Raw genomic sequence first — 23,333 nt, 5'->3', positions numbered from 1 at the left:
GGCAAGATCATGCTCAAAAGTAAGCTCGACTAGCGTCCCGAATCCGAAGTTCGTATCATTTGCCGCACCTTCGGAGCGAACTTCGGATTCGATAAGGACACTAGCAAACCTTTGATTCTAGTGTGCTTTATGAATGCGAAGTTCGTGAAAGTGGTTGCCGCGAAATCGCACGAACTTCGCATTCAGCACACTAGTGGATGGGGTTGTAAGTCGGTCCGCGTTTCGCGGCGTTGAGCGCCGCCGTCAAGGCCTTGGAGAAGCTGGCCTTTTCGTCCGGTCCGAGGAAGCTGCCAACGCTGACCCGGCGGCCCCGGGAGACCAGATAGAGCCGCTCGATACCGAACTCCTCATGCGAGATCTGTTCGAACCGCACCCAGAGCGGATTGAGCACCCATTCGGCCACATGGCCGCGATGGCTGATCCTGCGCACCCGCAGTTCCGACGGTGTGACGGTGATCTCCTCGCTCGCCTTGGCGGAGCGGAAATTGACCTTGAACGCCCAATAGATCACCAGCGCGTCGAGGCCGAAGAAGCCGAAGATCGGCCAGGCGCCGAGCCACCAGAACACCGCGCCGGCGATGAAGCTGACCACGGTGACGAACGACATCAGCACGATAAAGCCGGTGCGATTCAGCGAGCGGTGCGGCGTCAGCAATGCCGAGAACAGTTTGGGCTCGGCCTCAGCGGCATCAGCCGCGAGATCATTGGCCCTGCGGTCTTCGCCCGGATCAAAGTCGTTGCCTGCGGTCATGACGTATCAGTATATCCGGTTCATGGCCAAAATCATCCGCTCTCAACGCGCCAGCACATCAAGCGTTCGTTCCGCACCGAAGAAGAAGCCTGCGAATGCGGCAAGGCTGCTGCCCAAACGCGGGGCAAAGAAGGCGGCCAAGAAGGCCGCCAAGCGAACCGTAAAGTCAAAGCCATGGACATCGGAGGAGGTCTACGAGGCCTTCGACCGGTTCCGCAAAGCCAATCCCGAGCCCAAGGGCGAGCTCGAGCACCTCAATCCCTACACGCTGCTCGTTGCGGTGGTGCTGTCGGCGCAGGCGACCGACGCCGGCGTCAACAAGGCGACGCGAGCGCTGTTCGCGGTCGCCGACACGCCGGACAAGATGCTTGAGCTCGGCGAGGACAAAGTGCGCGACTACATCAAGACCATCGGGCTCTATCGCAACAAGGCGAAGAACGTCATCGCGCTCTCGCAGAAGCTGATCGCCGAGTTCGGCGGCGAGGTGCCGCGCACGCGTGCCGAGATCGAATCGCTGCCCGGCGCCGGCCGCAAGACCGCGAATGTCGTGCTCAACATGGCGTTCGGCGAGCACACGATGGCGGTCGACACCCATGTGTTTCGCGTCGGCAACCGCACCGGGCTCGCGCCCGGCAAGACGCCGCTCGAGGTCGAGCTGGGATTGGAAAAAGTGATCCCGACCGAGTTCATGCTGCACGCCCATCACTGGCTGATCCTGCATGGCCGCTACACCTGCCTCGCCCGCGGTCCACGTTGCGACGTGTGTCTGATCAATGATCTCTGCCGGTGGCCGGAAAAGACCGTCTGAGGCATGATCGTCGTCATGTGCTATCAGGGCGTTCTCGAGCGAAGTGGATGCCGGTCCGCGTGATAGGTTCGTCGGCTGTTCCGGTGCGTGATTGAGGGAGTGCGGTGTGGCAGAGCAGGTTGAAGATGGTCCGTCACCCGCCAGCCAGACCGCGCCTGCTGCGGCACCTGCCAAGCCGCAACCTTCGGCAAGCGGCTTCTGGAGCCGTTTCGCGATTCCGCTGTTTGCCGTGCTCGTCGCGCTGGTGTTCGTCGCGGTGGCGACCAGCCGCTGGGATGCCTGGGTCGGCAGCGCCACGATCCAGACCACCAATGATGCCTATGTGCGCGCCGAATTGACCCAGCTCTCCAGCCGCGTGTCCGGCGAGGTGCTCACCGTCGCCGTCTCCGATTTCCAGCACGTCAAGGCCGGCGATCTCCTGGTGCAGATCGATCCGGCCGATTATCAGGCGCAGGTGGCGCAAGCCGAGGCCGGCGTGGTCGGTGCTCAGGCCGTGCTCGACAACCTCAACAACCAGGTCGAGCTGCAATATGCGACCATCGCGCAGGCCGAAGCTGCGCGGCTGTCCGCGGAGGCGCAGCAGACTCTGGCACGCCAGGAGGAAGAGCGTCAGCAGTCGCTGTCGCAAACCGACGCCGGCACGCGGCAGCGGCTCGAGCAGGCGACCGCATCCTACGCCAAGGCGGAGGCCGACGTGCGCGCCAGCCGCGCTGTCATCGCGGCACAGCGCCATCAGCTCGAGGTCCTGCAAGGCACCAAGAAGCAGCGCGCCGCCGACCTCGACGCCGCCAAGGCGCTATTGGCATCGGCCAAGCTCAAGCTTGGATATACGAAGATCGTCGCGCCGTTCGATGGCGTCACCGGCGAGCGCCAAGTCCAGCCGGGCGACTACGTCAACATCGGCGCCAATCTGATCAACGTCGTGCCGCTGCCGAACGTCTATGTGATCGCCAACTACAAGGAGACCCAGCTGACCAACGTCAAGCCGGGCCAGCCGGTCGAGGTCACCGTGGATACGTTCGCGGGCCAGAAGCTGCGCGGCGTCGTCGAGCGCATCGCGCCGGCGAGCGGATCGCAGTTCGCGCTGCTGCCGCCCGACAACGCCACCGGCAATTTCACCAAGGTGGTGCAGCGCATTCCGGTGCGGATCCAGTTCGACAAGGGCCAGCCCTTGCTCGAGCGCCTGCTGCCGGGCATGTCGGTCGTCACGCGGATCGACACCGGCGAGGCGGTCGCCAATGGCGGAAAGTGACGACCGCGACCGTGGTCCGGTCTCGCGCGGCGACGTCGCGCGCTATCCGCTGTTCGCGGTCGTCGCCGTGCTGCTCGGCGCGTTCCTGGCGAATTTCGACAGCCGCCTGACCTCGGTCGGCCTGCCCGATCTGCGCGGCGCATTCTCGCTCAGCTTTGACGAGGGCGCCTGGCTCTCCACGGCTGCCATCGGCTCGCAGATCTTCGTTGCGCCTGCGGTGGCCTGGCTTGCCACCGTGTTCGGCCTGCGCCGGGTGCTCGGCATTCCGAGCCTGGTCTATGCCGTGGTCTCGCTGACTATTCCGTTCGTGCGCGACTACACGACGCTGATCGCGCTCAGCATCGCCCACGGCATGCTGCTCGGCACCTTCGTGCCGGCGACGCTGATGATCATCCTGCGCAATTTGCCGATCCGATGGTGGCTGCCGGCGATTGCGATGTACTCGATCCGCGTCGGCTTCGCGCTCGACTCGTCAAGCTCGCTGGTCGGTTTCTATGTCGAGCATCTCGGCTGGCAGTGGCTGTATTGGCAGGGCGTGGTGATCGCGCCGCTGATGGGGCTGATGGTGTATCTCGGCACGCCGAAAGAACCCGTCAATCGCGACCTGCTGCACCATGCCGATTGGGGCGGCATGCTGCTGCTCGGCGCCGGGGTGTCGATGGTCTATGCCGGGCTCGATCAGGGCAACCGGCTGGACTGGCTCTCGTCAGGCACGGTGATGGCGCTCTTGATCGGCGGCGGGCTGTTGATCGTCGCCTTCATGATCAACGAAATGGTCGCGCGCCGGCCCTGGGCGCATTTCAACGTGCTGTTCTCGCGCAATATCGGGCTCTCGCTGGTCGTCATCCTGCTGTACACGCTGACCAGCCTGTCGAATTCGTCGCTGGTGCCGAACTTCCTCGGCACCGTCGGCGCGCTGCGGCCGGAGCAGTCGGGCGTGCTGCTGTTCACCTACGGCGCGCTGCCGATGTTCGTGCTGGTGCCGATCTCGATTCTGCTGCTGCGCCACCTCGATCCGCGCATCGTCGTGGTGCTCGGCTTCTCGGCGTTCGCAGCCGCCAATCTCTGGGGCACGCAGCTGAGCCATGTCTGGGCGCGCGAGGACTTTGTCGGCATCGTCCTGCTCACGTCGATCGGGCAGGCGTTCACGCTGCTGCCGATCATCATCATGGCGCTGTCGAATTCCGATCCGTCGCGGGCGACGGCGTTCGCGGCCTATATCCAGATCATGCGCCTCGGCGGCGCCGAGATCGGCGTTGCGCTGATGGGGACCTGGCTGCGGGTTCGCGAGCAGATCCATTCGAACTATCTCGGACAGCACGTCCAGAATGGCGATATCGACGTCGTGAACCTGCTGAAGCGGCTGGCGGGTGAATTTTCCGGCCACGGCATCGGGACCGCGACGGGGCGCGCCGTTGGCACGCTGGCGGCGCTGGTCCAGCGCGAGGCCAACACGCTCGCCTATATCGACGGCTTCTGGCTGTGCTTCTGGCTCGCGATCCTGGCGCTGGTCCTGGTCGCCTTCATCACGCGCGCGCCGCAGGGCCCGTTGTCGCCGGCGCCGCTCGGCTTGGTGAAGAGCGCGATGCGCAGGCTGGGCGTCACCGCTTCCTGATTTTCGAAGAGGCGGCGCGGATATCGGCGCCGGGTCAATTTATAGTGAAGGTGGTGCTCGCGCTATGTCGCAGGCGTGTTGAAATATTTTGCTCATCGCGCGGTTCCAAGAGCGGGGGAAATGGAGCCATGATGATCGAGATAAAGCAGACGGCCGCGCTTGTTTCCCTGGCGACGGCGGTCCCACCGCATCTATTCCATCAGGGACAGGTCCTGCAGGCCGCGCGCAATCTCCTCGCCGATCGCTATCCCGAATTCGAGACGCTCTCCAGCCTGTTCGCCAACACCGGCATCCAGCATCGCTACGGCGTCAAGCCGATCGAATGGTATCTCGAACGGCGCGGCTGGCCGGAGCGAACGCTGGCGTTCCTGGAGGGCGCGGAGACGCTGTACGTCGACGTGGCCCGCAAGGCGATTGCGCGCGCCGACCTGACCGGCGGGGACATCGATATCGTGGTCACGGTGTGCTCGACGGGTATAGCCACGCCGACGCTGGAGGCGCGCGTCGCCGGCAAGCTCGGTCTGCGGACGGATGTGTCGCGCGTGCCGGTGTTCGGCCTGGGCTGCGCGGGCGGCGTGTCGGGCCTGTCGATCGCGGCGCGGCTGGCCGAAGCGCGGCCGGGAGCGAACGTGCTGCTGGTTGCGCTCGAACTCTGCACGCTCGCGGTCCGGCACGACGAGCTCACCAAGGCAAATATCGTTGCGGCCAGCCTGTTCGGCGATGGCGCGGCCGCGATCGTGCTGCGTGCCGGGGACGGTGGCGCGACGCGGATCGAGGCGATGGGCGAAAAGCTGTGGCCGGATACGCTCGACATCATGGGCTGGACGGTCGATCCGGAAGGATTCGGCGTGGTCTTTCAGCGAACCATTCCGGATTTCGTCCGCGACCATGTTGGACCAGCCGTCGCCGAAATCCTGGCGCGGATGCAGCTGATCGCCGATGACATCGACCGCTTCCTCTGCCATCCCGGCGGCGCCAAGGTCATCGCCGCGCTGGAGCGGGCACTCGCGCTCGATCAGGGCACGCTCGATCACGAACGCGACGTCATCGCGGCTTGCGGCAACATGTCGGGCCCGACGGTTCTCTTTGTTCTCGAACGAGCCTGCGCCAAGGGATTGCCGCCGCGCTCGCTGCTCACGGCGCTCGGGCCGGGCTTCACGCTCAGCTGCGTTGCGCTCAGGCACGCGGCGTGAGCTTCGCGTCGGTCATCCTCTCGCTGGTCACGCTGCAGCGTCTCGGCGAGCTCGTGCTGTCACGTCGCAACACCGAGCGGCTTCTCGCACGAGGCGCGGTCGAGGTCGGCGCCAATCACTACCCGCTCATTGTCCTGGTTCACGCCGGCTGGCTGACCGCGCTGTGGATCTGGGGCCGCGACCAGGACGTCAATCTGGCCGCGCTGGCGGGTTTCCTGGTGCTGCAAGGCTTGCGGATATGGATCCTCGTCGCGCTGGGGCCGCGATGGACCACGCGAATCGTCGTGCTGCCGGGCGCGCCGCTGGTCGCATCCGGGCCGTACCGATATTTCCCGCATCCAAACTACGCCGTCGTGGTCGGTGAAATCGCACTTCTTCCCCTCGCGCTCCACCTGCCGCGATTGGCGCTGATCTTTACCCTCCTCAATCTCGCGGTGCTTGCGGTCCGGATTCGGATCGAGAACCGCGCGCTCTCCGTCTCCGATTGGCCGCGCACAAGCACGCCATGAGCAAGGCGGATCACCGAACCGACGGCCCATCGGCTGCGACCTGGACCGGCTTCCTCTTGATGTGCTTCGGCATGTTCATGGCGATTCTCGACATCCAGGTCGTCGCAACCTCGTTGCCGACGATCCAACGCGCGCTAGCGATCTCGCCGGCGGCGATGAGCTGGATCCAGACCGCCTATCTGATCGCGGAGGTGATCGCGATCCCACTGACCGGCCTCTTCACGCATGCGCTGTCGTTGCGATGGCTGTTCGCGCTTGCGGTGAGCCTGTTCACTGCCGCCTCGGTCGGCTGCGCCCTCAGCGGCGGCTTTGCCGCGCTGCTGGCGTTTCGCGTGCTGCAGGGATTTTCCGGCGGCGTGCTGATCCCCGCAGTGTTCTCCGCCGTGTTCACGCTGTTCCCGGCGCGGCTTCATCCGGTGGCCACCACGATCGGCGGCGTCGTCGCGGTGCTCGCGCCGACCGTCGGACCCGTCGTCGGCGGCTGGATCACGCAGACATGGTCCTGGCCATGGCTGTTCCTGATCAATCTGGCTCCGGGAACGGTGGCAGCCACAGTCACGCCGTTGCTGCTTCCGAGGGAAGGCGTGCAGCTTCGGGCGTTCTCCAGACTGGATAAATGGTCGCTTGTCCTGCTAGCAGCGACGCTCGCAAGCTTCATGATTGGTCTGAAGGAAGCGCCGCAACGCGGTTGGGCGTCGATGCCTTGTCTCGGCCTGCTGATCGGAAGCATTGCCGGGATGGCATTGCTGATCCGGCGCACGCTCCGCGCGGTGGATCCGATCGCGCAATTGACGCTTTTCAAGCGGCGTCCGTTCGCGATCGGTTGCGCACTGAGCTTTTGCCTCGGCATTGGCCTGTATGGATCGACCTATCTGATGCCGGTATTCCTCGGTTTCGTCCGCCGCCATGACGCCTTCGAGATCGGCACGATCATGCTGGTCACGGGGGTTGCGCAGCTCGCCGCCGCGCCGCTTGCGGCGATCCTCGAAAGCCGCGTCGGCGCGCGGCGGCTGACCGGCGCGGGCTTCGCCTTGTTCGCGCTCGGCCTCGGCTGGAGCGCCATTCAGCCGCGCACGGCGGATTTTGGCGAGATGTTCTGGCCGCAGGTCGTGCGTGGCGTCGCGATCATGTTCTGCCTGCTACCGCCGACGCGCATTGCGCTGGGCGCCCTGCCGGAGGCGGACATTGCCGACGCCAGCGGACTGTTCAATCTGATGCGCAATCTGGGCGGCGCGATCGGGATCGCCCTGATCGATACCATCCTCTATGGGCGAAGCCCGATCTATGGCGAGGATTTCCGCCTGCGCCTGCTGGCGGGGGATGTCACTGCGGCGCAGGCGATCGGGCTCGATCCGAAGTTGCTGATCGACCGGCCGCCGGGTCTGCCGGACGACGCCACGGTGGCATTCATCCGGCCGTTGGTCGAACGGGCGTCGCTCGCACTCACCGTGAACGAAGCATGGGCGATGCTCGCCTGCGTGGCGATCGTCGGACTGCTGCTTGTGCCCTTCGCAAGCGATCGGGTGCCGGCATCGCCGCCGGTTCTTCCGGATACCACCTAGACCGAGGACACGTTGGTTCGCCGCGCCGGTTCGATCAGCTCGCGCCGCGGGCCCGACAGCCGCTTGTACATGTGCACCATGAAGGCCATGCCGAACAGCGGCGTCGCCAGATTGACGATCGGGATCGAGACGAAGGCAGCGATGAACAGGCCCGCGGTAAAGACCGTCGCCGCGTTCTCCTTGCGCATCGCCTTGGCGTCATCAGGCGAGCGGAACCGCATCGCCGCAAGCTCGAAATACTCGCGGCCGAGCAGCCAGGCGGTCGCGAGGAAGAAGATGATGAAGCCCGCGCCCGCGAACAGCACGAAAGGCAGCGCGACCAGATAGACCAGGATCGTCAGCAGCGCGGTCTTGACGCCCTCGATCGTCGCGAGCGTCACCGGCAGCGCCACGCCGGGATGGTCGGCCGGATAATGCTCGCGCTCGACATGGTCGGCGACGTCGTCGACAAACAGGCTCGCCACCAGCGAGGTGATCGCGGGCATCAGGAAGATGCCGCCGAGCACGACGCCAAGGCCCGCCGAGATCGAGACGATCCAGGACAGCACGTGCAGCGTGGAATGGAAATTGGGGCCGAGCATGCCTTCGGCCCAGACTTCGCCATAGTCGGCAAACCAGCTGAGCAGCCGCTGCAATCCGATTGCCAGCACGGTGATCAGCACCAGCGCAAGCCCGATCGAGCGCCACAGGATCGAGCGCATCGGCGGCGACAGGATTTGCGAAAGCGCCTTGACGGCGGCGGCTAACATGACTGGGTTACCTCTGCACAAATGACCCGCGAGAGGTAGACACCCAATATGGCTTCGGCAAGTGCCGTTTGTGCCGCGGTGCGAGCGTTTTCGAGCGAAATGCTCTAGGCGTCGAGCGGCCTGCCGCGGACGTTCGGTCCCCAGACACCGATGGCAATGATCACGATGACCATCGCCGCGGTGATCAGCCCGAACACGCCGCCGACGCCGGCCTCCTTCAGCATGAACGCCACGATGAAGCCGGAGAAGGTCGCGCTGAGCCGGCTCATCGAATAGACGAGGCCCGCGGCGCGTGCCCGGATCGCGGTCGGAAACACCTCGGTCTGGTAGGCGTGATAGGCGTAGGACAGCGTCATGTTGGCCCCCGTCACCAGCACGCCGCTGGCGATCAGCAGCACCGGCTCGGTGAGCTGCGAGAAGGCGAGACCGAACACCGAGATCGCGGCGGCCGCGCCGCAGATGATCCATTTGCGCTCGAAGCGGTCGGCGAAGGTTGCGGCCAAGAGCGGCGCGAGCGGATAGGCGAAGGCGATGATGAAGGAATATTGCAGGCTCTTGGTGACGTTGATGCCCTTCTGCACCAAGAGCGCCGGAACCCAGTTGGAGAAGCCGTAGACGCCGAATGCCTGGCAGAGATTGAAGATCATGAACAGCACGACGAGCGAGGCGTAGGGCGGCCTGAACAGGTCGGCATAGCCGGTCTCGACCGGCGCACCTGCCGGCGCCATCGCCGCCGTCGCGGTCGGGCGCGGCGCCGCCGTCGGCGATGCGGCCTCGAGCGTCCGCATGATCTGCTCGGCCTCGGCGGCGCGGCCATGGCGGGCCAGCCAGAGCGGGCTTTCCGGAACGTAGAGCCGCAGCACCCAGATGATCATGCTGGCGGCGGCGCCGATCAGCACCACCCAGCGCCAGCCATCGATGCCGTGAGGCGAGAGCGGCACCAGCCACCACGCAAGTGCTGCGACAACAGGCACTGCCGACAGCATGACCGCCTGGTTGATCGCAAACGCCCGGCCGCGCATCCAGCTCGGCACCAGCTCGGTGATGTAGGCGTCGATGGTGATGACCTCGATGCCGATCCTGTAGAACAGCAGCGACCAGGTGAAGACCGCCTTGCGCCCGAAACGATCGGCGAGGAAGCCGAGGCAGAACGTGCCGATGAACAGGCCGGCGAAGGTCGCCGCGACGAAGGCGCCGATCCCGGAGAAGCCGAAGAACGCCTGGGTCGTCGTGGTCATCAATCCGCTGCGGGCAAGGCCCGGCGCGATATAGCCAGTGAAGAACAGGTCGTAGATTTCGAAGCAGCCGCCGAGCGAGAGCAGGATCACCAGCCGCCAGACATACAAGGAGGTGGGCAGCGCCTCGAGCCGTCTCGAAATCTCGTCGGGTCCGCTTGTCGTGGTGGCGAGATCGGCGACCGAGCCGAGTTCGACGGCGCGCATGATGGTCCTCCCCGAATGGTGCAACGGCCGCCCTTCTTGCGAAGGCGTGCCGGTCGCGCATGTTTGGCAGCCGGGAGCCAGAAATCCAGACGAACATATCGAAGGAATCGTTCGATATTTCGAACTCAGGGGGAGGGTTGCTTTGATTCACCTTTCAAACGGCTTGTTCAACTGTCGTCCCTGCGAAAGCAGTGAAAGGGACTCGTCGTCCCACTGGTGCGCAACTTTGCGGTCCGGTGGTTATGGGTCCCTGCTTTCGCAGGGACGACTCTGAACCTGTGCAACCACTGGGTCATACATTCAGATCAGCAGCGTCGCCTCCCAGGCGCCGCGGCCCACCTGGTCTGCGATCAGGGCGCGGATCAGGCGGCACATCTCCTCCATGACGTAAGTCATCGGGCGATTGCGCAAGCGGCAAAGATAGAGCGTGCGGGTCAGTTTTGGTTCGATGACTTCGCGCGCGACCAGCAATCGTGCCTTCAACGGCTCGCTGACGAAATGCGTCGTCGCGATCGTGCAGCCAAAACCCGCGGTCAGCGCGCCGATCATGCCGCTGGTCGAGTTGAGGTGCATGATCGCATTGGCCTCGAGCCGCTTCAGCAGCACGGGATCATCCAGCAGCGCGCGCGCCGATAGTCCGTACCGCAACAGGATCAGGGGCAGCCGCGTCACCTCCTCGAAGGTGATTGGCGTTTTCTTCCCGATCAGCTTCTCGGTGCCGACGCAGAACATCTGTTCCTCCAGCACCGGCTCGGCGACCAAGTCCTTTTCCGACGGCGGATTGTAGACCAGCGCGAGGTCGACCTCGGAGCTCAGCAGATGCAGCAGCGTCGCGCCGGAGAGACTCTCGGTCAGCGACAGCTTCAGGTTCGGATATTTCGTCAGCACGGTGCGCATCAGCGGCACGCCGATCGCCTTCATCCCGGAATTGGCCATGCCGATCGAGATATCGCCGGCGATCACGCTGGCGCCTTCCTTGATCTCGCGCTCGGCCGCCGCCATCGCGCGCAGGATGATGCGGGCATGTTCATAGAGCCGCTCGCCCGCCGCGGTCGGTTCCATGCCGCGTGGCTTGCGCTCGAACAGCGGCGTGGCGAATTCAGCTTCCAGATTAGCGATGTGGTGGCTGAGCGCGGATTGCGCGACGTTGGCCTGATCCGCCGCCCGCGACAGGTTGCGCTGCTCGTAAACCGCGATGAAATAGCGAAGCTGGCGCGAATCCATGAGGGTTCAGCGTTCTAGAACCACGAATACTCTATTCGACAGATTATATTTTTCAGATAGCGTGCGGAAGCCTAACCTGCGCCGATCACAAAGCGTTTTCGAGCGAAGCGGATACCGGTTCGCGTGAAGAAACGCGTCAGAACAAGAGCGCAACGAGCACGGAGAAACCGATGACCGGGAACGGACTGCCGCTGGAAGGCGTGAGGGTCGTCGAGATGACCCACATGGTGATGGGGCCGACCTGCGGCATGATCCTGGCGCAACTCGGCGCCGAGGTGATCAAGGTCGAACCGCCCGCCGGCGACAAGACCCGTTCGCTCGGCGGCATGGGCGTCTCGTTCTTCCCGCTGTTCAACCGCGGCAAGCGCAGCGTCGTGCTCGACTTCGCCAAGCCCGAGGACCGCGACACGATGCACCGGCTGCTTGCCAGCGCCGACGTGTTCCTGGAGAATTTTCGCGACGGCCAGCTCGACAAGCAGGGGCTCGGCGCCGAGGAGCTTCGCCAAAAATATCCGCAGCTGATCATCGCCGGCCACAAGGGCTTTCTGTCCGGTCCCTATGATCATCGGCCGGCGCTCGACGAGGTCGTGCAGATGATGTCGGGGCTCGCGGCGATGACCGGCACGCGCGACAAGCCGCAGCGCGTCGGCTCCTCCGCCAACGACATCATGGGCGGCATGTTCGGGGTGATCTCGATCCTCGCCGCGCTCTATCAGAAGCGTGGCGGCGACAGGAGCGGCGCTGACATCCGCATCGGCCTGTTCGAGAACTGCCTGTTCCTGGTCGCCCAGCACATGGTCGAGTACGAGATGACCGGACGCAAGCCGCGCTCGATGCCGGAACGCGAGCATGCCTGGCCGATCTACGACATCTTCGATACCGCCGGCGGCGATCGCATCTTCATCGGCGTCGTCACCGAAGGTCATTGGCAGAGCTTCTGCCGCGAGTTCGGCCTCACGGAATTCGCCGACGATCCGACGCTGCGCTCGACCACGGACCGCATCATGGCGCGCGACCGGATCATTCCGCGCGTTGCCGCGGTGATCAAGGATTGGAACGTGGCGGACCTCTCGGCGAGGCTCGACGCGCTTAACATCTGCTTCTCGCCGATCAACCGGCCGGAGGATCTGCTCGGGGATCCGCATGTGCTGCGTCCCGGCGGGCTGGTCAACAACGTGAACGCCGACGGCAAGCCGTTCCGCGTCCCCGCGCTGCCGCTCGAATGGAACGGCCGCAATATCGGCGAAGGTCTGAAGGTGCCGGTGCTCGGCGCCGATACCGAAGCGGTGCGCGCCGAGCTCACACAACAGAAGATTTCATCAACCGGAAACGCTGCGTGAGGCTGACATGACCCGTGTCCACGATATCTATCCCACCGACAAGGTGAGCCTGCGCGAGGTCGGCCTGCGCGACGGGCTGCAGCTCGTGAAGACGTTCCCGTCGACCGCGGCGAAACAGCGCTGGGTGCGCGATGAATACGCCGCCGGCGTACGGCATTTCGAGGTTGGCTCGTTCCTGCCGGCCAAGACCTTCCCGCAATTCGTCGATGTCCGCGACGTGGTCGCCTCCATCGCCGCGCTGCCCGGGGCGCACGGCGTCGCGCTGGCGCTGAACGAGCGCGGCGTCAACGAGGCGCTGGCCACCGGCGTTGCCGAGATCGCCTCGGTGGTATCGGCGACCGAGGAGCACAGCCAGGCCAACGCCAACCGCTCGCGCGAATCCGCGATCGGGAACATCAAGCGGCTTTGCGAGCTGCGCGATGCCAGCGCGCACAAGCCCCTGGTCAATGCCGCGATCTCGATGGCACTGGGCTGCTCGATCGTCGGTCCCGTCGATCCGAACGAGGTGCTGCGCCTCACCGAGAAGCTCTACGAGGTCGGCGTCGACATGGTCGCGATTGCGGACACGGTGGGTTATGCCGGGCCGAAGCAGGTCGGCGAGCTGACGCGGGGCGCGGTGAAGATCGCGGGATCGAAGCCGGTCTGCGTGCATTTGCACGACACCCGCGGCATGGGCATCGCGAATGCTTCCGCCGCGCTCGATGAGGGCGCCCGCGTGCTCGACGGCTCGCTCGGCGGCCTCGGCGGCTGCCCGTTCGCGCCGGGCGCCACCGGCAATGTCGTGTTCGAGGACCTCGTCTTCCTCTGCGAGAGCAAGGGATTTCCGACCGGCATCGATCTCGATCGCCTGGTCGAGGTGCGCGCGATCCTGAAATCGGAGATGCCGAACGAGGCGCTCTATGGTGGCCTCGCCCGCGCCGGCCTGCCGCGCGGCACCAAGGCGAGGGCGGCGTAGCGTATTCATTGCGTAGCCCGGATGGAGCGAAGCGAAATCCGGGGCCTCGCGCCCGCGGACGGAGCTTCCCGGATTTCGCTGCGCTCCATCCGGGCTACGAGACGACACGCTCTCAATCGTGCCCGTGCCCCCGCTTGCGCGGCTTCTTGTCCGGAGCGGTCGGGATCATCACCACGCGACCGTAACGCACACCGCGCTCGGCGATGATGTGATCGGCGAGATGCCGGACCTCGCTGCTGGCGCCCTTCAGCGCCGTCACCTCCATGCAGCTGTCGTCGTCGAGATGCACATGCAGCGTCGCCAGCGACAGGTCGTGATGGCCGTGGAAATTCTGCACCAGCCGCTTCGACAAATCGCGCGCGGCGTGGTCGTAGACATAGACCAGCGCCGCGACGCATTGCCCTGACGGCGCCTCTTCCGCGCTCTGCTGCAAGCCGGCGCGTGCGAGATCGCGGATGATCTCGGAGCGGTTCTGATAGCCGCGCGCCTCGGCGGCGGCGTCGATCTCCGCGAGCAGGTCATCCTCGATGGTGATGGTTATGCGTTGCATGGATTATCCGTGGTGGCTCGATTGCCTGGCGGTATGACATTTTTCTTGTAACGTCATACTGTGCTTGCTAGCGTCGCTTTGCCGAGGTTGGTTGGACTGGTGCGGTCGTCGCGTGACTGTAACAGGTATCATGCGGGGGCATGGGCGTTGCGTCGTACTGCATGGCGGATATTTCCCGCCGCCGCGTCCATTGCAGCATTTGCGCCGGCCGCCGAAGCGCAGGCGGTCGCCACCGTGCCCGGCCAGTTGCCGCCGGTGACGGTAACGTTGCCGGACCAGGGGCCACCCAGGCACGCCAGACCGTCCCGGCGTCCGCGCCATGTCGCCAGCGGCGGCCGCAAGCCTGCCGCGCTCCAACCAAGTCAACCCACCGCTGCGAGCGACGGAATCACCGGCGGCTCGGCGACCGTGTCCGCGTCCGATCTGCAACCGACCGCCGCCAGCGCGCGGCAGATCAGCGGCGACGAGGTGAATGCGCGGCCGATCTCGCGCGTCGGCGAAGTTCTGGAGGTGGTGCCGGGTCTGATCGTCACTCAGCATTCCGGCGAGGGCAAAGCCAATCAATATTTTCTGCGCGGCTTCAATCTCGATCACGGCACTGACCTCGCCATCACCGTCGACGGCATGCCGGTCAACATGCCGACCCATGGTCATGGCCAGGGCTATGCCGACATCAATTTCCTGATCCCGGAGCTGATCCGGTCGATGGATGTCCGCAAGGGTCCATACTACGCGGACAAGGGCGACTTCGCTTCCGCCGGCGCGGTCGACATCAATTATCTGAACGCACTGCCGAAGAACATCGCCGAGCTGACGGTTGGCAGCTTCGGCTATCTGCGCGCGATGACAGCCAGCTCGGCCAAGGCCGGCGATGGCACGCTGCTCGCAGCCTTCGAGGCCAACAAATACAATGGCCCGTGGGACGTGCCCGACGACATTCGCAAGCTCAACGGCGTACTGCGCTATAGCCAGGGTACCGCGACCGACGGCTTCTCGCTGACCGCGATGGCCTATTCCAATGGCTGGAATTCGACCGACCAGGTCGCGCAACGTGCGATCGACCAGGGCCTGATCGGCCGTTATGGCACGCTCGATCCGACCGATGGCGGCACCGCCAGCCGCTTCAGCCTGTCCGGCAACTGGGCGCAGTCCAGCGACTACGGGCAGAGCAAGCTCAACGCCTATGTGATCCGCTCGTCGCTGCAGCTTGACAACAACTTCACCTATTTCCTCGACGACCCCGTCAACGGTGACCAGTTCAGCCAGACCGACAGGCGCACCGTCTATGGCCTCGACGCCAGCCATGCTTTCGACCTTCGTTTCGCCGGCGTCGATACGCAGACCCGGGTCGGCGTGCAGACCCGCTACGACGACATCAATGTCGGTCTGTTCAAGACCGTGCAGCGCGAGATCCTGTCCAGCGTGCGCAACGACCAGGTGCAGGAGGGCAGCGTCGCGCTGTGGGCCGATACCACCGCGCGCTGGACCGACTGGCTGCGCACCACGGTCGGCATCCGCGAGGATTATTTTGCCGGCCATGTGCTGAGCGACACGCCGCAGAATTCCGGCAACGCCCAGGCGGCGATGACGAGCCCGAAGGCCGGCATCGTGCTCGGCCCCTGGTCCAGGACCGAGTTCTACGGCAATGCCGGCTTCGGCTTGCATTCCAACGACATCAGGGGCGCGACCATCACCGTCGATCCCAATGACAAGGTGACGCCGCTCGAGCGCGTGCCGCTGCTGGTGCGCTCGAAGGGCGCCGAACTCGGCATCCGCACCAGGGCGATCGACGGCCTCACCTCGTCGCTCGCCGTGTTCGTGCTCGATTTCGATTCCGAGCTGCTGTTCGTCGGCGATGCCGGCACCACCGAGCCGAGCCGGCCGAGCCGGCGCGTCGGCGTCGAGTGGACCAACCAGTACAAGCTCTTGCCGTGGGTGAGCCTCGATTTCGACCTCGCCTATACCCGCGCCCGCTTCACGGATGTCGATCCGGCCGGCAATTTCATTCCGGGTGCGCCGGCCTGGGTCGCCAGCGGCGGCGTCACCTTCGGCCGCGAGACCGGCTGGTTCGGCAGCCTGCGCGCCCGCTATTTCGGCCCGCGCCCGCTGATCGAGGATGACAGCGTGCGCTCGCTGTCGTCATTCATCGTCAACGCCCGCGCCGGCTACAAATTCGACAACGGGATGCGGCTGCAGCTCGACGTCCTCAATCTCTTCAACGCGCAAACCAACCAGATCGAATACTACTATCTGTCGCGGCTGCCGGGCGAGCCGATCGATGGCGTCGCCGACCGCCATGTGCATCCTGCCGAGCCGCTTGCCGTTCGGCTGACGCTTGCGGCAACGTTCTGATCGTCACACCGGCGCGCGACCTTCCGCGGTCATTTCCGCAGCCGGAAGCGCCGTCTCTTCGTCAGTCGCTTCAGGAACAAGCGGCGGCGACTTACGTTCTGGAAACACACCGAATTCGCCCGCCACCTCCTGGAGCGGCTTCTGCTTGTCGGCCCAGTGCAGGGCCGTATAGTCGAAACCGTGCACGATGGTGGGTTTGACGACTTCGAAATAGGGCGAGATGTCGAAATCGCGAGGCATGTAGAGCGAAGAATCGCGGATATGCAGGATCTCGCGGCGCGCCTTGCGGCTGGCGGCGCGCGTGATCTTGGGCAGGATCGGATAGCGCACGGCGTCGAACGCCTGCGCGATCAGCGCCGAGCAGATGATCTTGGTCGGATCGCCGGAGCCGAACGCGATCATGCGGCGGCGCCAGCGCTGCGGGATCGGCAGCGGAAACAGATAGCGCGCGAGATCGACGATGTTCTTGGTGTCGTAGCCGAAGCCGATGCGGTTGATGGCGTAGCGGCACACCGTGGTGCGGTCCTCGAACGACAGTCCGACCGGACGGCAGAGGCGGGTGTGGTAGGCGAGATATTTCGACAGCGGCGCGGAGGTCACGCCTTCGCCGATATTGGCCTCGATCAGCACATGCTGTTCGCCGTCAGGCTCGAACGCGCCGTCGATCGGCCCGACAAACAGCGCGGCGTGCGACCAGGTCGACTGCGTGAGGTATTTGATGATGCCGGAAATCCGGTTGTTGCCTTCGACCAGCAGCACGTCGCCGGGCTGCATGATGCTCCGCAGATGGTCCGGGTCGCTCGGCGTGAACGGCTCGTAACCGGGGACTTCCTTCTGCAGGTACCCCGCGATCCATTTACCGACGGTATCGAGCATTACGCCCATGGATTCCCCCCAGCGGTTCTATGACCGCTTGTGTTTCACTTAATCATGGTCGCAAGCTGTTGCAATTTAGTTCATGCCATCGGCGGATCAATCATGATTGATTTACCGTGATGGTTGCTGCGGTCGGTGAGATGCGGCACAGTTCGCGAAGCGTTCCCGTTCTCCGCAAGTACCCGGAAACCATGCCAGAAGCTATGTCATGACCGTGACCCGCCGCGATTTCCTGTCGGCGTCCGCAGCCTTCGCGCTGGTGCCTGCGCTGGGCGGCCGGGTGCTTGCGGCGCCGCCGCCGCGCGAGGCCGACATCGTCGTGATCGGCGCAGGGGCCGCAGGCATTGCCGCGGCGCGACGGATCGTTGCCGCCAACCGCAAGGTGATCGTGGTGGAGGCGGCTGGCCAGGTCGGCGGTCGCTGCCAGACCGACGCGTCGACATTCGGTGTGCCGTTCGACCGCGGCGCGCGCTGGATGCACAATCCCGAGACCAATCCGATGATCCGGCTGGCCCGCTCCGCGGGCCTCGACATCGTCACGGCGCCTGCGGGGCAGAAGATTCGCATTGGCCGGCGCTACGCCCGTCCCGGCGAGACCGAGGAGTTTTTGGCGGCGCTGGTGCGCGCCAATCGCGCCATCGACGACGCTGCGCGCAAGGCCGATATCGCCTGCGCCGCTGCGATGCCGAAGGATCTCGGCGATTGGGCCGGCACCGCGGAATTCCTGCTCGGGCCCAATTTCTGCGGCAAGGATCTGAAGGATCTCTCCGCCGTCGACAAGGTGCGCGCGCAGGATCGCAACACCGCGATCGCTTGCCGGCAGGGGCTCGGCGCGCTGATCGCAAAGCTCGGCGAAGGACTGCCGCTGGCGCTGTCGACGCCGGCGCAGCGTATCCTGTGGAGCAATCGCGACGTCATGGTCGAGACGCCCTCCGGCAAGATCACCGCGCGCGCCGCCATCGTCACGGTGTCGAGCAACGTGCTCGCGAGCGGCAATATCAAATTCGCGCCGGAGCTTCCGAAGCGCGCGCTCGATGCCGCCGCCAAGCTCAGCCTCGGCAGCTACGATCGCATCGCGCTGCAGATCCCCGGCAATCCGCTCGGACTGTCGCGCGATGACGTCATCATCGAGCAGAGCAATTCGACCAAGACGGCGCTGCTCTACGGCAATATTGCAGGCTCCTCGCTGTGTACGATCGACGTCGCAGGCTCGTTCGGCCGCGACCTGTCGGCGCAGGGCGAGCAGGCGATGTCGGCTTTCGCAGTGGGATGGCTGACCAAGCTCTATGGCAGCGAGGTCGGCGCCGCCGTGAAGAAGACCAGCGCGACGCGCTGGAATGCACAGCCCTTCATTATGGGCGCGATGTCGGCTGCTGCACCCGGCGCACAGTTCTCGCGCCGAATCCTGGCCGAGCCGATCGGCGCGATGTATCTCGCGGGCGAGGCCACCCATGAGACGCTGTGGGGCACCATCGACGGCGCCTGGGACAGCGGCGAGCGCGCCGCCGACGCCGCGCTGCGCAGGATCGGCGGGGCGAAGGAAGCGACACCGGCGCCCGCAGCGCCCGCCGCAAAACACAAGCGCCGCACGTCGCCTCGCTCCGGGGCGATGAATTGACGGTCGGGTGAGGTGACGGTTGAGCGCGGCCGGCCTTACCGTCGTGTGTGCGATGATTTGATTTGGTGGCGAGTGCTGCCGCACGACAGATGTCGTCCCTGCGAAAGCAGGGACCCATACGCCGCAGCAGATGTTGTGATCGGGACTCGTCGTTCCACCATCGTTCACCAATAACCGTTCGTGGTTATGGGTCCCTGCGTTCGCACTAGCGTGTCTACACGGTTTTGGGGCGCGACAGATTGACTCGGTGCAGCAAGAAGTGGCGTCTCTGCAGCATGTTGTATGATTCTCTCACTGGCGCTTTGATTCGAAGGAGCGCCAGCGATGCAGCCGGATTTGTCTTTGGGTGAGTTCGGGGACGTTCGTCTCGACAAAAGGGGGCGACGCTTCTCCGGGCTATGCTTTGCACGCGCAGCGTCTGCTTGCGCCAGATGGCCCGGGGCGATTGGGCTGCCAATATGGCGTTCTGGCGGTTTGTGAACAACCCCCAAGTCACGATCGATAAATTGATTGAGGGGCTGGAGCACGCAGACGCGGACTGCGGTCAGCGGGCGTCATGTGCTGGCGATCCAGGATACGAGCGAGGTCAAGTTCCAGACCCAGGCGGGACGGCGGCGCGGGCTGGGCAAAGTCGGCAAGGGCAATGCTCGCGGCGTGCTGTTGCATGCGATGATGGCGGTGGATGCCGACAGCGGGGTCTGTCTTGGCCTTACTGGCGGCAACGTTTGGACGCGCAAAGGCAAGGGTAAAAATCCCGCATGAGCGGCGCGCCTTGGCCGACAAGGAGTCGGCGCGCTGGGTGACGGCCGCCGAGCAAGGCCGCGACGTCCTGGCAGATGCCCGCATGATCACCGTCGTCAACGACCGCGAGGGGGATTTCTTTGCTCACTGGGCGCTGACGCCAGCCGAGAATGTCCATCTTCTGTCGCGTGCCATGCACGACCATGCGCTGGTCGATGGCGACACACTTTATCAGGCGGTCGAGCGGAGCCGCTTCTGCGACAACGCGGTGATCGATCTGCCGCAGCGAATGGATCGGCGCGGCCGGCAGGCCCATCTCTCGATGCGCTTCGGAACCGTCGTGCTCAAGCGGCCGCAGAGGCCCGGCGTCACCGACTTGGCGGAGGGCATCAAACTCAGCTTCGTAGAAGTGGTCGAGTTGCATCCGCCGAGAGGTGCGGAGCCCATTCGCTGGCTGCTCCTGACCACTCATCCGGTCGCCACCGTTAAAGACGCCTGGCAGATCGTCTCCTGGTACCGCCAGCGCTGGATCATTGAGCAACTCTTTCGCTCGCTGAAGAGCCAGGGTTTGCGCATCGAGGATAGTCAGATCGAGAGCGCCGAAGGCCTGATCAAGCTCGTGGCGGTCGCCACCAGAGCGGCATGTATCGTCATTCAACTCGTTCAGGCCCGCAACAGTGGCGAAGAATTGCCGGCTGAATTTGTCTTCACCGCAGAAGAGATCGAGACGCTCAGGGCCATCAACAAAACCATGAAAGGTCGCACCGAGCTTCAGAAAAACCACCATCGCCCCAACACTCTTGCTTGGGCGGCATGGATCATCGCAAAACTCGGCGGATGGACCGGCTACGCCTCCCACCGTCCACCTGGACCAATCACCTTCCACACCGGAATGGCCCGCTTCCAAATCCTCGCAAATGGCCCGACAAACGTGTAGATGCACTAGGTGGTGTGGACATTTATCGCATCCATAAGACGATGGCTGCGAGAGTAACGACGGCCAGGTAATTTCGGGCGGTCTTTTCGAAGCGGGTTGCGACGCGGCGGAACTGCTTGAGTTTTGAGAAGCAGCATTCGACGAGATGACGCTGGGCATAGAGATGCTTGTCCAGCGGATATTTGAGCGCACGTGACGGGTTGTTGGGGATGACGGCGAGCGCGCCTTTGGCAGCGATCGCCTGGCGCAAGTGATCGGCGTCATAAGCCGTATCCGCCATGACGACCTGGGCAGGTAATCCCTCGATCAATTCGGCGGCTTGCGGTACGTCGCTCTTCTGACCTGCGGTGAGCTTGAACCGTACGGGACATCCCAGGCCGCGAACGGCCATATGTATCTTGGTGCTCAGGCCACCGCGCGAGCGACCGATCGCCTGATCTTCAGACCCCCTTTTTTCGCCCCAGCGGCGTGCTGGTGCGCCCGGACGATGGTGGAGTCGACGATCAGATACTCGAAGTCCGGATCACCGGACATCGCTTCGAATATGCGCCACCAGACCCCCTTGATGCTCCATCGACTGAAGCGCCGAAACACGCTGTTCCAGTCTCCAAACACCTCCGGAAGATCACGCCAGGGAGAGCCAGTGCGCACGATCCAAAGTACGCCCTCCACAAACATCCGGTTGTCCCGTCCGGTCGAACCCTTCTGGTCAGGCCGGCCGATGATCAGCGGCGCCATCCGCTCCCATGTCGCGTCGCTCAATACCAAGCGGTCCATCACACCCAAGGCGGCCTCCCCAAAAGCAGCCTTGAATCTGATTTGCGCCTAAAAGGGAATCCTTAGAGTCCACACCACCTAGTGCTTTCGCAGGGACGGCACCGAGTATGTTGCGCAGCAGGTGGTCATGAATCCGCATTCTCGCGACATGATTTGTCCGATCACACCGGCAGCTTCAGCTCCATTAGATCCTTGGCCACCACGATGCGGCCGGAATAGTTCTTCTTCACGTCCCTCGTCCAGTCATCGTCGGTGACCTGCCGATCGTCGCCGGGGACGAAGTGACTGAGCACCAGCGTCTTCACGCCGGCGGCGGCTGCGATGCGGCCGACGTCCTCGGTCGAGGTGTGGCTGTCGAGCAGATGCTTCTTCAGCGTGGCGCCGTTCTTGGTCGTGGCGACCAGGCGATCGACCGCGGGGACATAGAGACATTCGTGCACCAGCACGTCGACGCCCTTGGCAAATTCGGCGAGCTTCGGGTTGTAGGCGGTGTCGCTGGAGAACACGATGGTGCCGTCCGGGGTCTCGAACTTGTAGGCGAAGTTATCCGTGATCGGCGGATGCGGCGTGCGGAACGCGGTCACGGTGACGTCCGATGTCTTCAGCACCACACCGTCGTCCCTGATGTCTTTCGCGATCAGCAGCTTGCGCGGGTCCGGGCGGCCTTCGTCCTCGATCCGGGTCTCGACGTCGAACTTGTTCAGCTCCCAATATTCCTTGGTCATCGCCTCGATGCCCTTGGGGCCGAACGAATGGATCGGCGTCGAGAGGCCGGCCGCCCAGGCGTTGTAGAACAGATTGCCGTATTCCAGATTGTGATCGGAATGATGATGGCTGATGAGGATGTACTTGACCTGCGGGATCGGCACGCCCGCGCGCACAAGCTGGCGGCTGACGCCCATGCCGCAATCGATCACGAACGGGGTATCGTTGACGACGACGAGATTGGCAGGGTTCGAAGCGCCGTTGCCGACGCGCGGCCCGCCCTTGGTGCCGAGGAACACGATGCGGGTCCGCGCCTTGTCGGTTTGCGCGCGCACGCCCGGTGCCGCGAGCACGGCGGCGCTGCCGAGCGCCAGTTTCAATGCGTTGCGGCGATCGATCATCGGTGTCTCCCTGGTCTCTTTTTTGTGCTGCGACCCTAGCCGCCGCGCAGGATGCCATCAAGCGCCGGCAGGCCGACGATGACGGCAGCCGCGATCAGCGCGTAGCAGATCGCGCGAAACACATTTTCGCTCGCCTTGCCGAACAGCGCGGCGCCGAACCAGACTCCGATGCCGTAGATCGGGCCGACGATCAGCGAGAACTTGACCGATTCGATCGTGATCAGGCCGGTGAACCAGTAGCTGACCAGCGAGAAGAAGTCCGAGGCACCGAAGAACAGCACGATATTGGCGCGCGAGATCACCGACGAGATCGGGCGGCCCAGCCAGTAGGCGACGATCGGCGGGCCGCCGGTCTGCGCGAGGCCGCTGCAGAAGCCGGAGAGGCCGCCGACGCCGACGGAGAGGGCGACGTGCTCCTTGCCGTGATAGCGCCAGCCCGACAGCAGCAGTGCGAGCAGCACCGCGACGAAGCAGGAGATGATCCAGCGCGTCGTGACAGGCTCGAGCACGGTCAGGAAATAGGTGCCGATGGGGACGCCGACCAGCGCGCCGGCGACCATGACCGCGGTCGCCTTGCGGTCGGCGTGGGTCCAGGCGTTCGGCAGCAGCGGCGTGGCGGCGATGAAGTCGATGACGAGCAGCAGCGCCGCCACCAGCCGCGGCGCCGCGACGCTGCTCGCGAGCGGCATGAAGATCAGCGCCGAGCCGAAGCCCGAGAAGCCGCGCGCCGTGCCCGACACGAAGGCGATCGCGCAAATCGCGAGCGCGATGCTGGTCGAGATGTCGGAGGGGATCAGGCTGAAGGAGGTCATGAAAGGATAACGAGATTCGACTAGCTGGCTGGCAACTCAAAGCGCCCCTACTCAGACCCGTCATCCCCGCGCAAAGGTTTCGCCTTTGTCGCTGGAGGTGCGAGCAGAGCGAGCCTCGAAGGATGCACGGCCACAGGCGGGGCCGTCGACCCTTCGAGACGGCC

At 64.6% G+C, this 23,333-nt stretch carries 21 protein-coding genes; 12 read left to right on the top strand and 9 right to left on the bottom strand.

What is annotated here, in order from left to right:
• Positions 1 to 190: 190 nt before the first annotated feature.
• Positions 191 to 751 carry a DUF2244 domain-containing protein gene (locus J2R80_RS06330; RefSeq protein WP_244558980.1) on the bottom strand — a complete coding sequence of 187 codons (561 nt, stop codon included), beginning with the start codon at positions 749 to 751 and terminating at the stop codon, positions 191 to 193.
• Between the two features lie 22 nt (positions 752 to 773).
• Between J2R80_RS06330 and nth the strand changes: the two genes are divergently transcribed.
• The 6 genes from nth to J2R80_RS06300 all read left to right on the top strand — a co-directional run bounded on the left by nth (position 774) and on the right by J2R80_RS06300 (position 7,690).
• The gene (gene nth, locus J2R80_RS06325) at positions 774 to 1,559 is read left to right on the top strand and encodes an endonuclease III (protein ID WP_210262631.1); all 786 of its coding nucleotides are present in this window, start codon (positions 774 to 776) and stop codon (positions 1,557 to 1,559) included.
• 106 nt (positions 1,560 to 1,665) lie between these two features.
• Positions 1,666 to 2,811 (top strand): HlyD family secretion protein, encoded by a 1,146-nt coding sequence (locus J2R80_RS06320; RefSeq protein ID WP_168856183.1) that lies wholly within the window; start codon positions 1,666 to 1,668, stop codon positions 2,809 to 2,811.
• Positions 2,798 to 4,426: an MFS transporter gene (locus J2R80_RS06315; protein ID WP_253638205.1), complete on the top strand. Its 1,629-nt coding sequence runs from the start codon at positions 2,798 to 2,800 to the stop codon at positions 4,424 to 4,426. The genes J2R80_RS06320 and J2R80_RS06315 overlap by 14 nt, the downstream gene beginning before the upstream one ends.
• A gap of 140 nt (positions 4,427 to 4,566) precedes the next feature.
• Positions 4,567 to 5,619 carry a type III polyketide synthase gene (locus tag J2R80_RS06310; RefSeq protein WP_253640938.1) on the top strand — a complete coding sequence of 351 codons (1,053 nt, stop codon included), beginning with the start codon at positions 4,567 to 4,569 and terminating at the stop codon, positions 5,617 to 5,619.
• Positions 5,616 to 6,128, top strand: a complete 513-nt coding sequence (locus J2R80_RS06305) for an isoprenylcysteine carboxyl methyltransferase family protein (protein ID WP_057020367.1) — start codon at positions 5,616 to 5,618, stop codon at positions 6,126 to 6,128. The genes J2R80_RS06310 and J2R80_RS06305 overlap by 4 nt, the downstream gene beginning before the upstream one ends.
• The gene (locus J2R80_RS06300; RefSeq protein ID WP_375162558.1) at positions 6,125 to 7,690 is read left to right on the top strand and encodes a DHA2 family efflux MFS transporter permease subunit; all 1,566 of its coding nucleotides are present in this window, start codon (positions 6,125 to 6,127) and stop codon (positions 7,688 to 7,690) included. Before J2R80_RS06305 ends, J2R80_RS06300 begins: the two co-directional genes overlap by 4 nt.
• Here the strand turns inward: J2R80_RS06300 and J2R80_RS06295 are convergent.
• The 3 genes from J2R80_RS06295 to J2R80_RS06285 all read right to left on the bottom strand — a co-directional run bounded on the left by J2R80_RS06295 (position 7,687) and on the right by J2R80_RS06285 (position 11,105).
• Positions 7,687 to 8,439: a sulfate transporter family protein gene (locus tag J2R80_RS06295; protein ID WP_057020368.1), complete on the bottom strand. Its 753-nt coding sequence runs from the start codon at positions 8,437 to 8,439 to the stop codon at positions 7,687 to 7,689. The genes J2R80_RS06300 and J2R80_RS06295 overlap by 4 nt on opposite strands.
• 104 nt (positions 8,440 to 8,543) lie before the next feature.
• Positions 8,544 to 9,881: an MFS transporter gene (locus J2R80_RS06290; RefSeq protein ID WP_253638204.1), complete on the bottom strand. Its 1,338-nt coding sequence runs from the start codon at positions 9,879 to 9,881 to the stop codon at positions 8,544 to 8,546.
• 300 nt (positions 9,882 to 10,181) lie between these two features.
• Positions 10,182 to 11,105, bottom strand: a complete 924-nt coding sequence (locus J2R80_RS06285; RefSeq protein ID WP_253638203.1) for a LysR family transcriptional regulator — start codon at positions 11,103 to 11,105, stop codon at positions 10,182 to 10,184.
• Between the two features lie 170 nt (positions 11,106 to 11,275).
• Here J2R80_RS06285 and J2R80_RS06280 point away from each other — a divergent pair, with 170 nt between their 5' ends.
• Both J2R80_RS06280 and J2R80_RS06275 read left to right on the top strand, forming a co-directional pair.
• On the top strand, positions 11,276 to 12,445 hold the full coding sequence (locus tag J2R80_RS06280; RefSeq protein WP_057020370.1) for a CaiB/BaiF CoA-transferase family protein: 1,170 nt from the start codon (positions 11,276 to 11,278) through the stop codon (positions 12,443 to 12,445).
• A gap of 7 nt (positions 12,446 to 12,452) precedes the next feature.
• On the top strand, positions 12,453 to 13,400 hold the full coding sequence (locus J2R80_RS06275; protein ID WP_057020371.1) for a hydroxymethylglutaryl-CoA lyase: 948 nt from the start codon (positions 12,453 to 12,455) through the stop codon (positions 13,398 to 13,400).
• A 112-nt stretch (positions 13,401 to 13,512) separates the two neighbouring features.
• On the opposite strand, the gene nikR is transcribed toward J2R80_RS06275, so the two are convergent.
• Positions 13,513 to 13,950 carry a nickel-responsive transcriptional regulator NikR gene (gene nikR / locus J2R80_RS06270; protein WP_229193018.1) on the bottom strand — a complete coding sequence of 146 codons (438 nt, stop codon included), beginning with the start codon at positions 13,948 to 13,950 and terminating at the stop codon, positions 13,513 to 13,515.
• Between the two features lie 147 nt (positions 13,951 to 14,097).
• On the opposite strand from nikR, the gene J2R80_RS06265 reads away from it, so the two are divergent.
• The gene (locus J2R80_RS06265) at positions 14,098 to 16,302 is read left to right on the top strand and encodes a TonB-dependent receptor (protein WP_253638202.1); all 2,205 of its coding nucleotides are present in this window, start codon (positions 14,098 to 14,100) and stop codon (positions 16,300 to 16,302) included.
• A 3-nt stretch (positions 16,303 to 16,305) separates the two neighbouring features.
• Here the strand turns inward: J2R80_RS06265 and J2R80_RS06260 are convergent, their stop codons facing one another.
• A complete protein-coding gene (locus J2R80_RS06260; protein ID WP_057020373.1) occupies positions 16,306 to 17,187 on the bottom strand; it encodes a YiiX/YebB-like N1pC/P60 family cysteine hydrolase in 882 nt (293 codons plus the stop codon).
• Positions 17,188 to 17,386: 199 nt separating this feature from the next.
• Here J2R80_RS06260 and J2R80_RS06255 point away from each other — a divergent pair, with 199 nt between their 5' ends.
• The 3 genes from J2R80_RS06255 to J2R80_RS06245 all read left to right on the top strand — a co-directional run bounded on the left by J2R80_RS06255 (position 17,387) and on the right by J2R80_RS06245 (position 20,474).
• Positions 17,387 to 18,796 (top strand): NAD(P)/FAD-dependent oxidoreductase, encoded by a 1,410-nt coding sequence (locus J2R80_RS06255; RefSeq protein ID WP_253638201.1) that lies wholly within the window; start codon positions 17,387 to 17,389, stop codon positions 18,794 to 18,796.
• Between the two features lie 558 nt (positions 18,797 to 19,354).
• A complete protein-coding gene (locus J2R80_RS06250; RefSeq protein ID WP_253638200.1) occupies positions 19,355 to 19,558 on the top strand; it encodes a hypothetical protein in 204 nt (67 codons plus the stop codon).
• Positions 19,559 to 19,568: 10 nt separating this feature from the next.
• Positions 19,569 to 20,474: an IS4 family transposase gene (locus J2R80_RS06245; RefSeq protein ID WP_253638199.1), complete on the top strand. Its 906-nt coding sequence runs from the start codon at positions 19,569 to 19,571 to the stop codon at positions 20,472 to 20,474.
• Between the two features lie 22 nt (positions 20,475 to 20,496).
• On the opposite strand, the gene J2R80_RS06240 is transcribed toward J2R80_RS06245, so the two are convergent.
• From J2R80_RS06240 to J2R80_RS06230, 3 genes are all read right to left on the bottom strand, one after another.
• Positions 20,497 to 21,260, bottom strand: a protein-coding gene (locus J2R80_RS06240) for an IS5 family transposase (protein ID WP_139481326.1) whose coding sequence is annotated in 2 segments (ribosomal slippage) — positions 20,497 to 20,922 and positions 20,925 to 21,260 — 762 coding nt in all. Because the reading frame shifts where the segments join, the coding sequence is not laid out codon by codon here.
• 152 nt (positions 21,261 to 21,412) lie between these two features.
• A complete protein-coding gene (locus J2R80_RS06235) occupies positions 21,413 to 22,357 on the bottom strand; it encodes an MBL fold metallo-hydrolase (protein WP_253638198.1) in 945 nt (314 codons plus the stop codon).
• A gap of 35 nt (positions 22,358 to 22,392) precedes the next feature.
• A complete protein-coding gene (locus J2R80_RS06230) occupies positions 22,393 to 23,169 on the bottom strand; it encodes a sulfite exporter TauE/SafE family protein (protein ID WP_076833750.1) in 777 nt (258 codons plus the stop codon).
• Positions 23,170 to 23,333 lie beyond the last annotated feature (164 nt).

This window comes from Bradyrhizobium sp. USDA 4541 (assembly GCF_024171085.1).
Lineage (GTDB): Bacteria > Pseudomonadota > Alphaproteobacteria > Rhizobiales > Xanthobacteraceae > Bradyrhizobium > Bradyrhizobium australafricanum.
This window is presented reverse-complemented; position numbering and strand designations above follow the sequence as displayed.

Coding starts and splice junctions, on each gene's coding strand:
- J2R80_RS06330 (WP_244558980.1), bottom strand. CDS start 751: ATGACCGCAGGCAACGACTTTGATCCGGGCGAAGACCGCAGGGCCAAT.
- nth (WP_210262631.1), top strand. CDS start 774: ATGGCCAAAATCATCCGCTCTCAACGCGCCAGCACATCAAGCGTTCGT.
- J2R80_RS06315 (WP_253638205.1), top strand. CDS start 2,798: ATGGCGGAAAGTGACGACCGCGACCGTGGTCCGGTCTCGCGCGGCGAC.
- J2R80_RS06300 (WP_375162558.1), top strand. CDS start 6,125: ATGAGCAAGGCGGATCACCGAACCGACGGCCCATCGGCTGCGACCTGG.
- J2R80_RS06295 (WP_057020368.1), bottom strand. CDS start 8,439: ATGTTAGCCGCCGCCGTCAAGGCGCTTTCGCAAATCCTGTCGCCGCCG.
- J2R80_RS06290 (WP_253638204.1), bottom strand. CDS start 9,881: ATGCGCGCCGTCGAACTCGGCTCGGTCGCCGATCTCGCCACCACGACA.
- J2R80_RS06285 (WP_253638203.1), bottom strand. CDS start 11,105: ATGGATTCGCGCCAGCTTCGCTATTTCATCGCGGTTTACGAGCAGCGC.
- J2R80_RS06280 (WP_057020370.1), top strand. CDS start 11,276: ATGACCGGGAACGGACTGCCGCTGGAAGGCGTGAGGGTCGTCGAGATG.
- J2R80_RS06275 (WP_057020371.1), top strand. CDS start 12,453: ATGACCCGTGTCCACGATATCTATCCCACCGACAAGGTGAGCCTGCGC.
- nikR (WP_229193018.1), bottom strand. CDS start 13,950: ATGCAACGCATAACCATCACCATCGAGGATGACCTGCTCGCGGAGATC.
- J2R80_RS06260 (WP_057020373.1), bottom strand. CDS start 17,187: ATGGGCGTAATGCTCGATACCGTCGGTAAATGGATCGCGGGGTACCTG.
- J2R80_RS06255 (WP_253638201.1), top strand. CDS start 17,387: ATGACCGTGACCCGCCGCGATTTCCTGTCGGCGTCCGCAGCCTTCGCG.
- J2R80_RS06235 (WP_253638198.1), bottom strand. CDS start 22,357: ATGATCGATCGCCGCAACGCATTGAAACTGGCGCTCGGCAGCGCCGCC.
- J2R80_RS06230 (WP_076833750.1), bottom strand. CDS start 23,169: ATGACCTCCTTCAGCCTGATCCCCTCCGACATCTCGACCAGCATCGCG.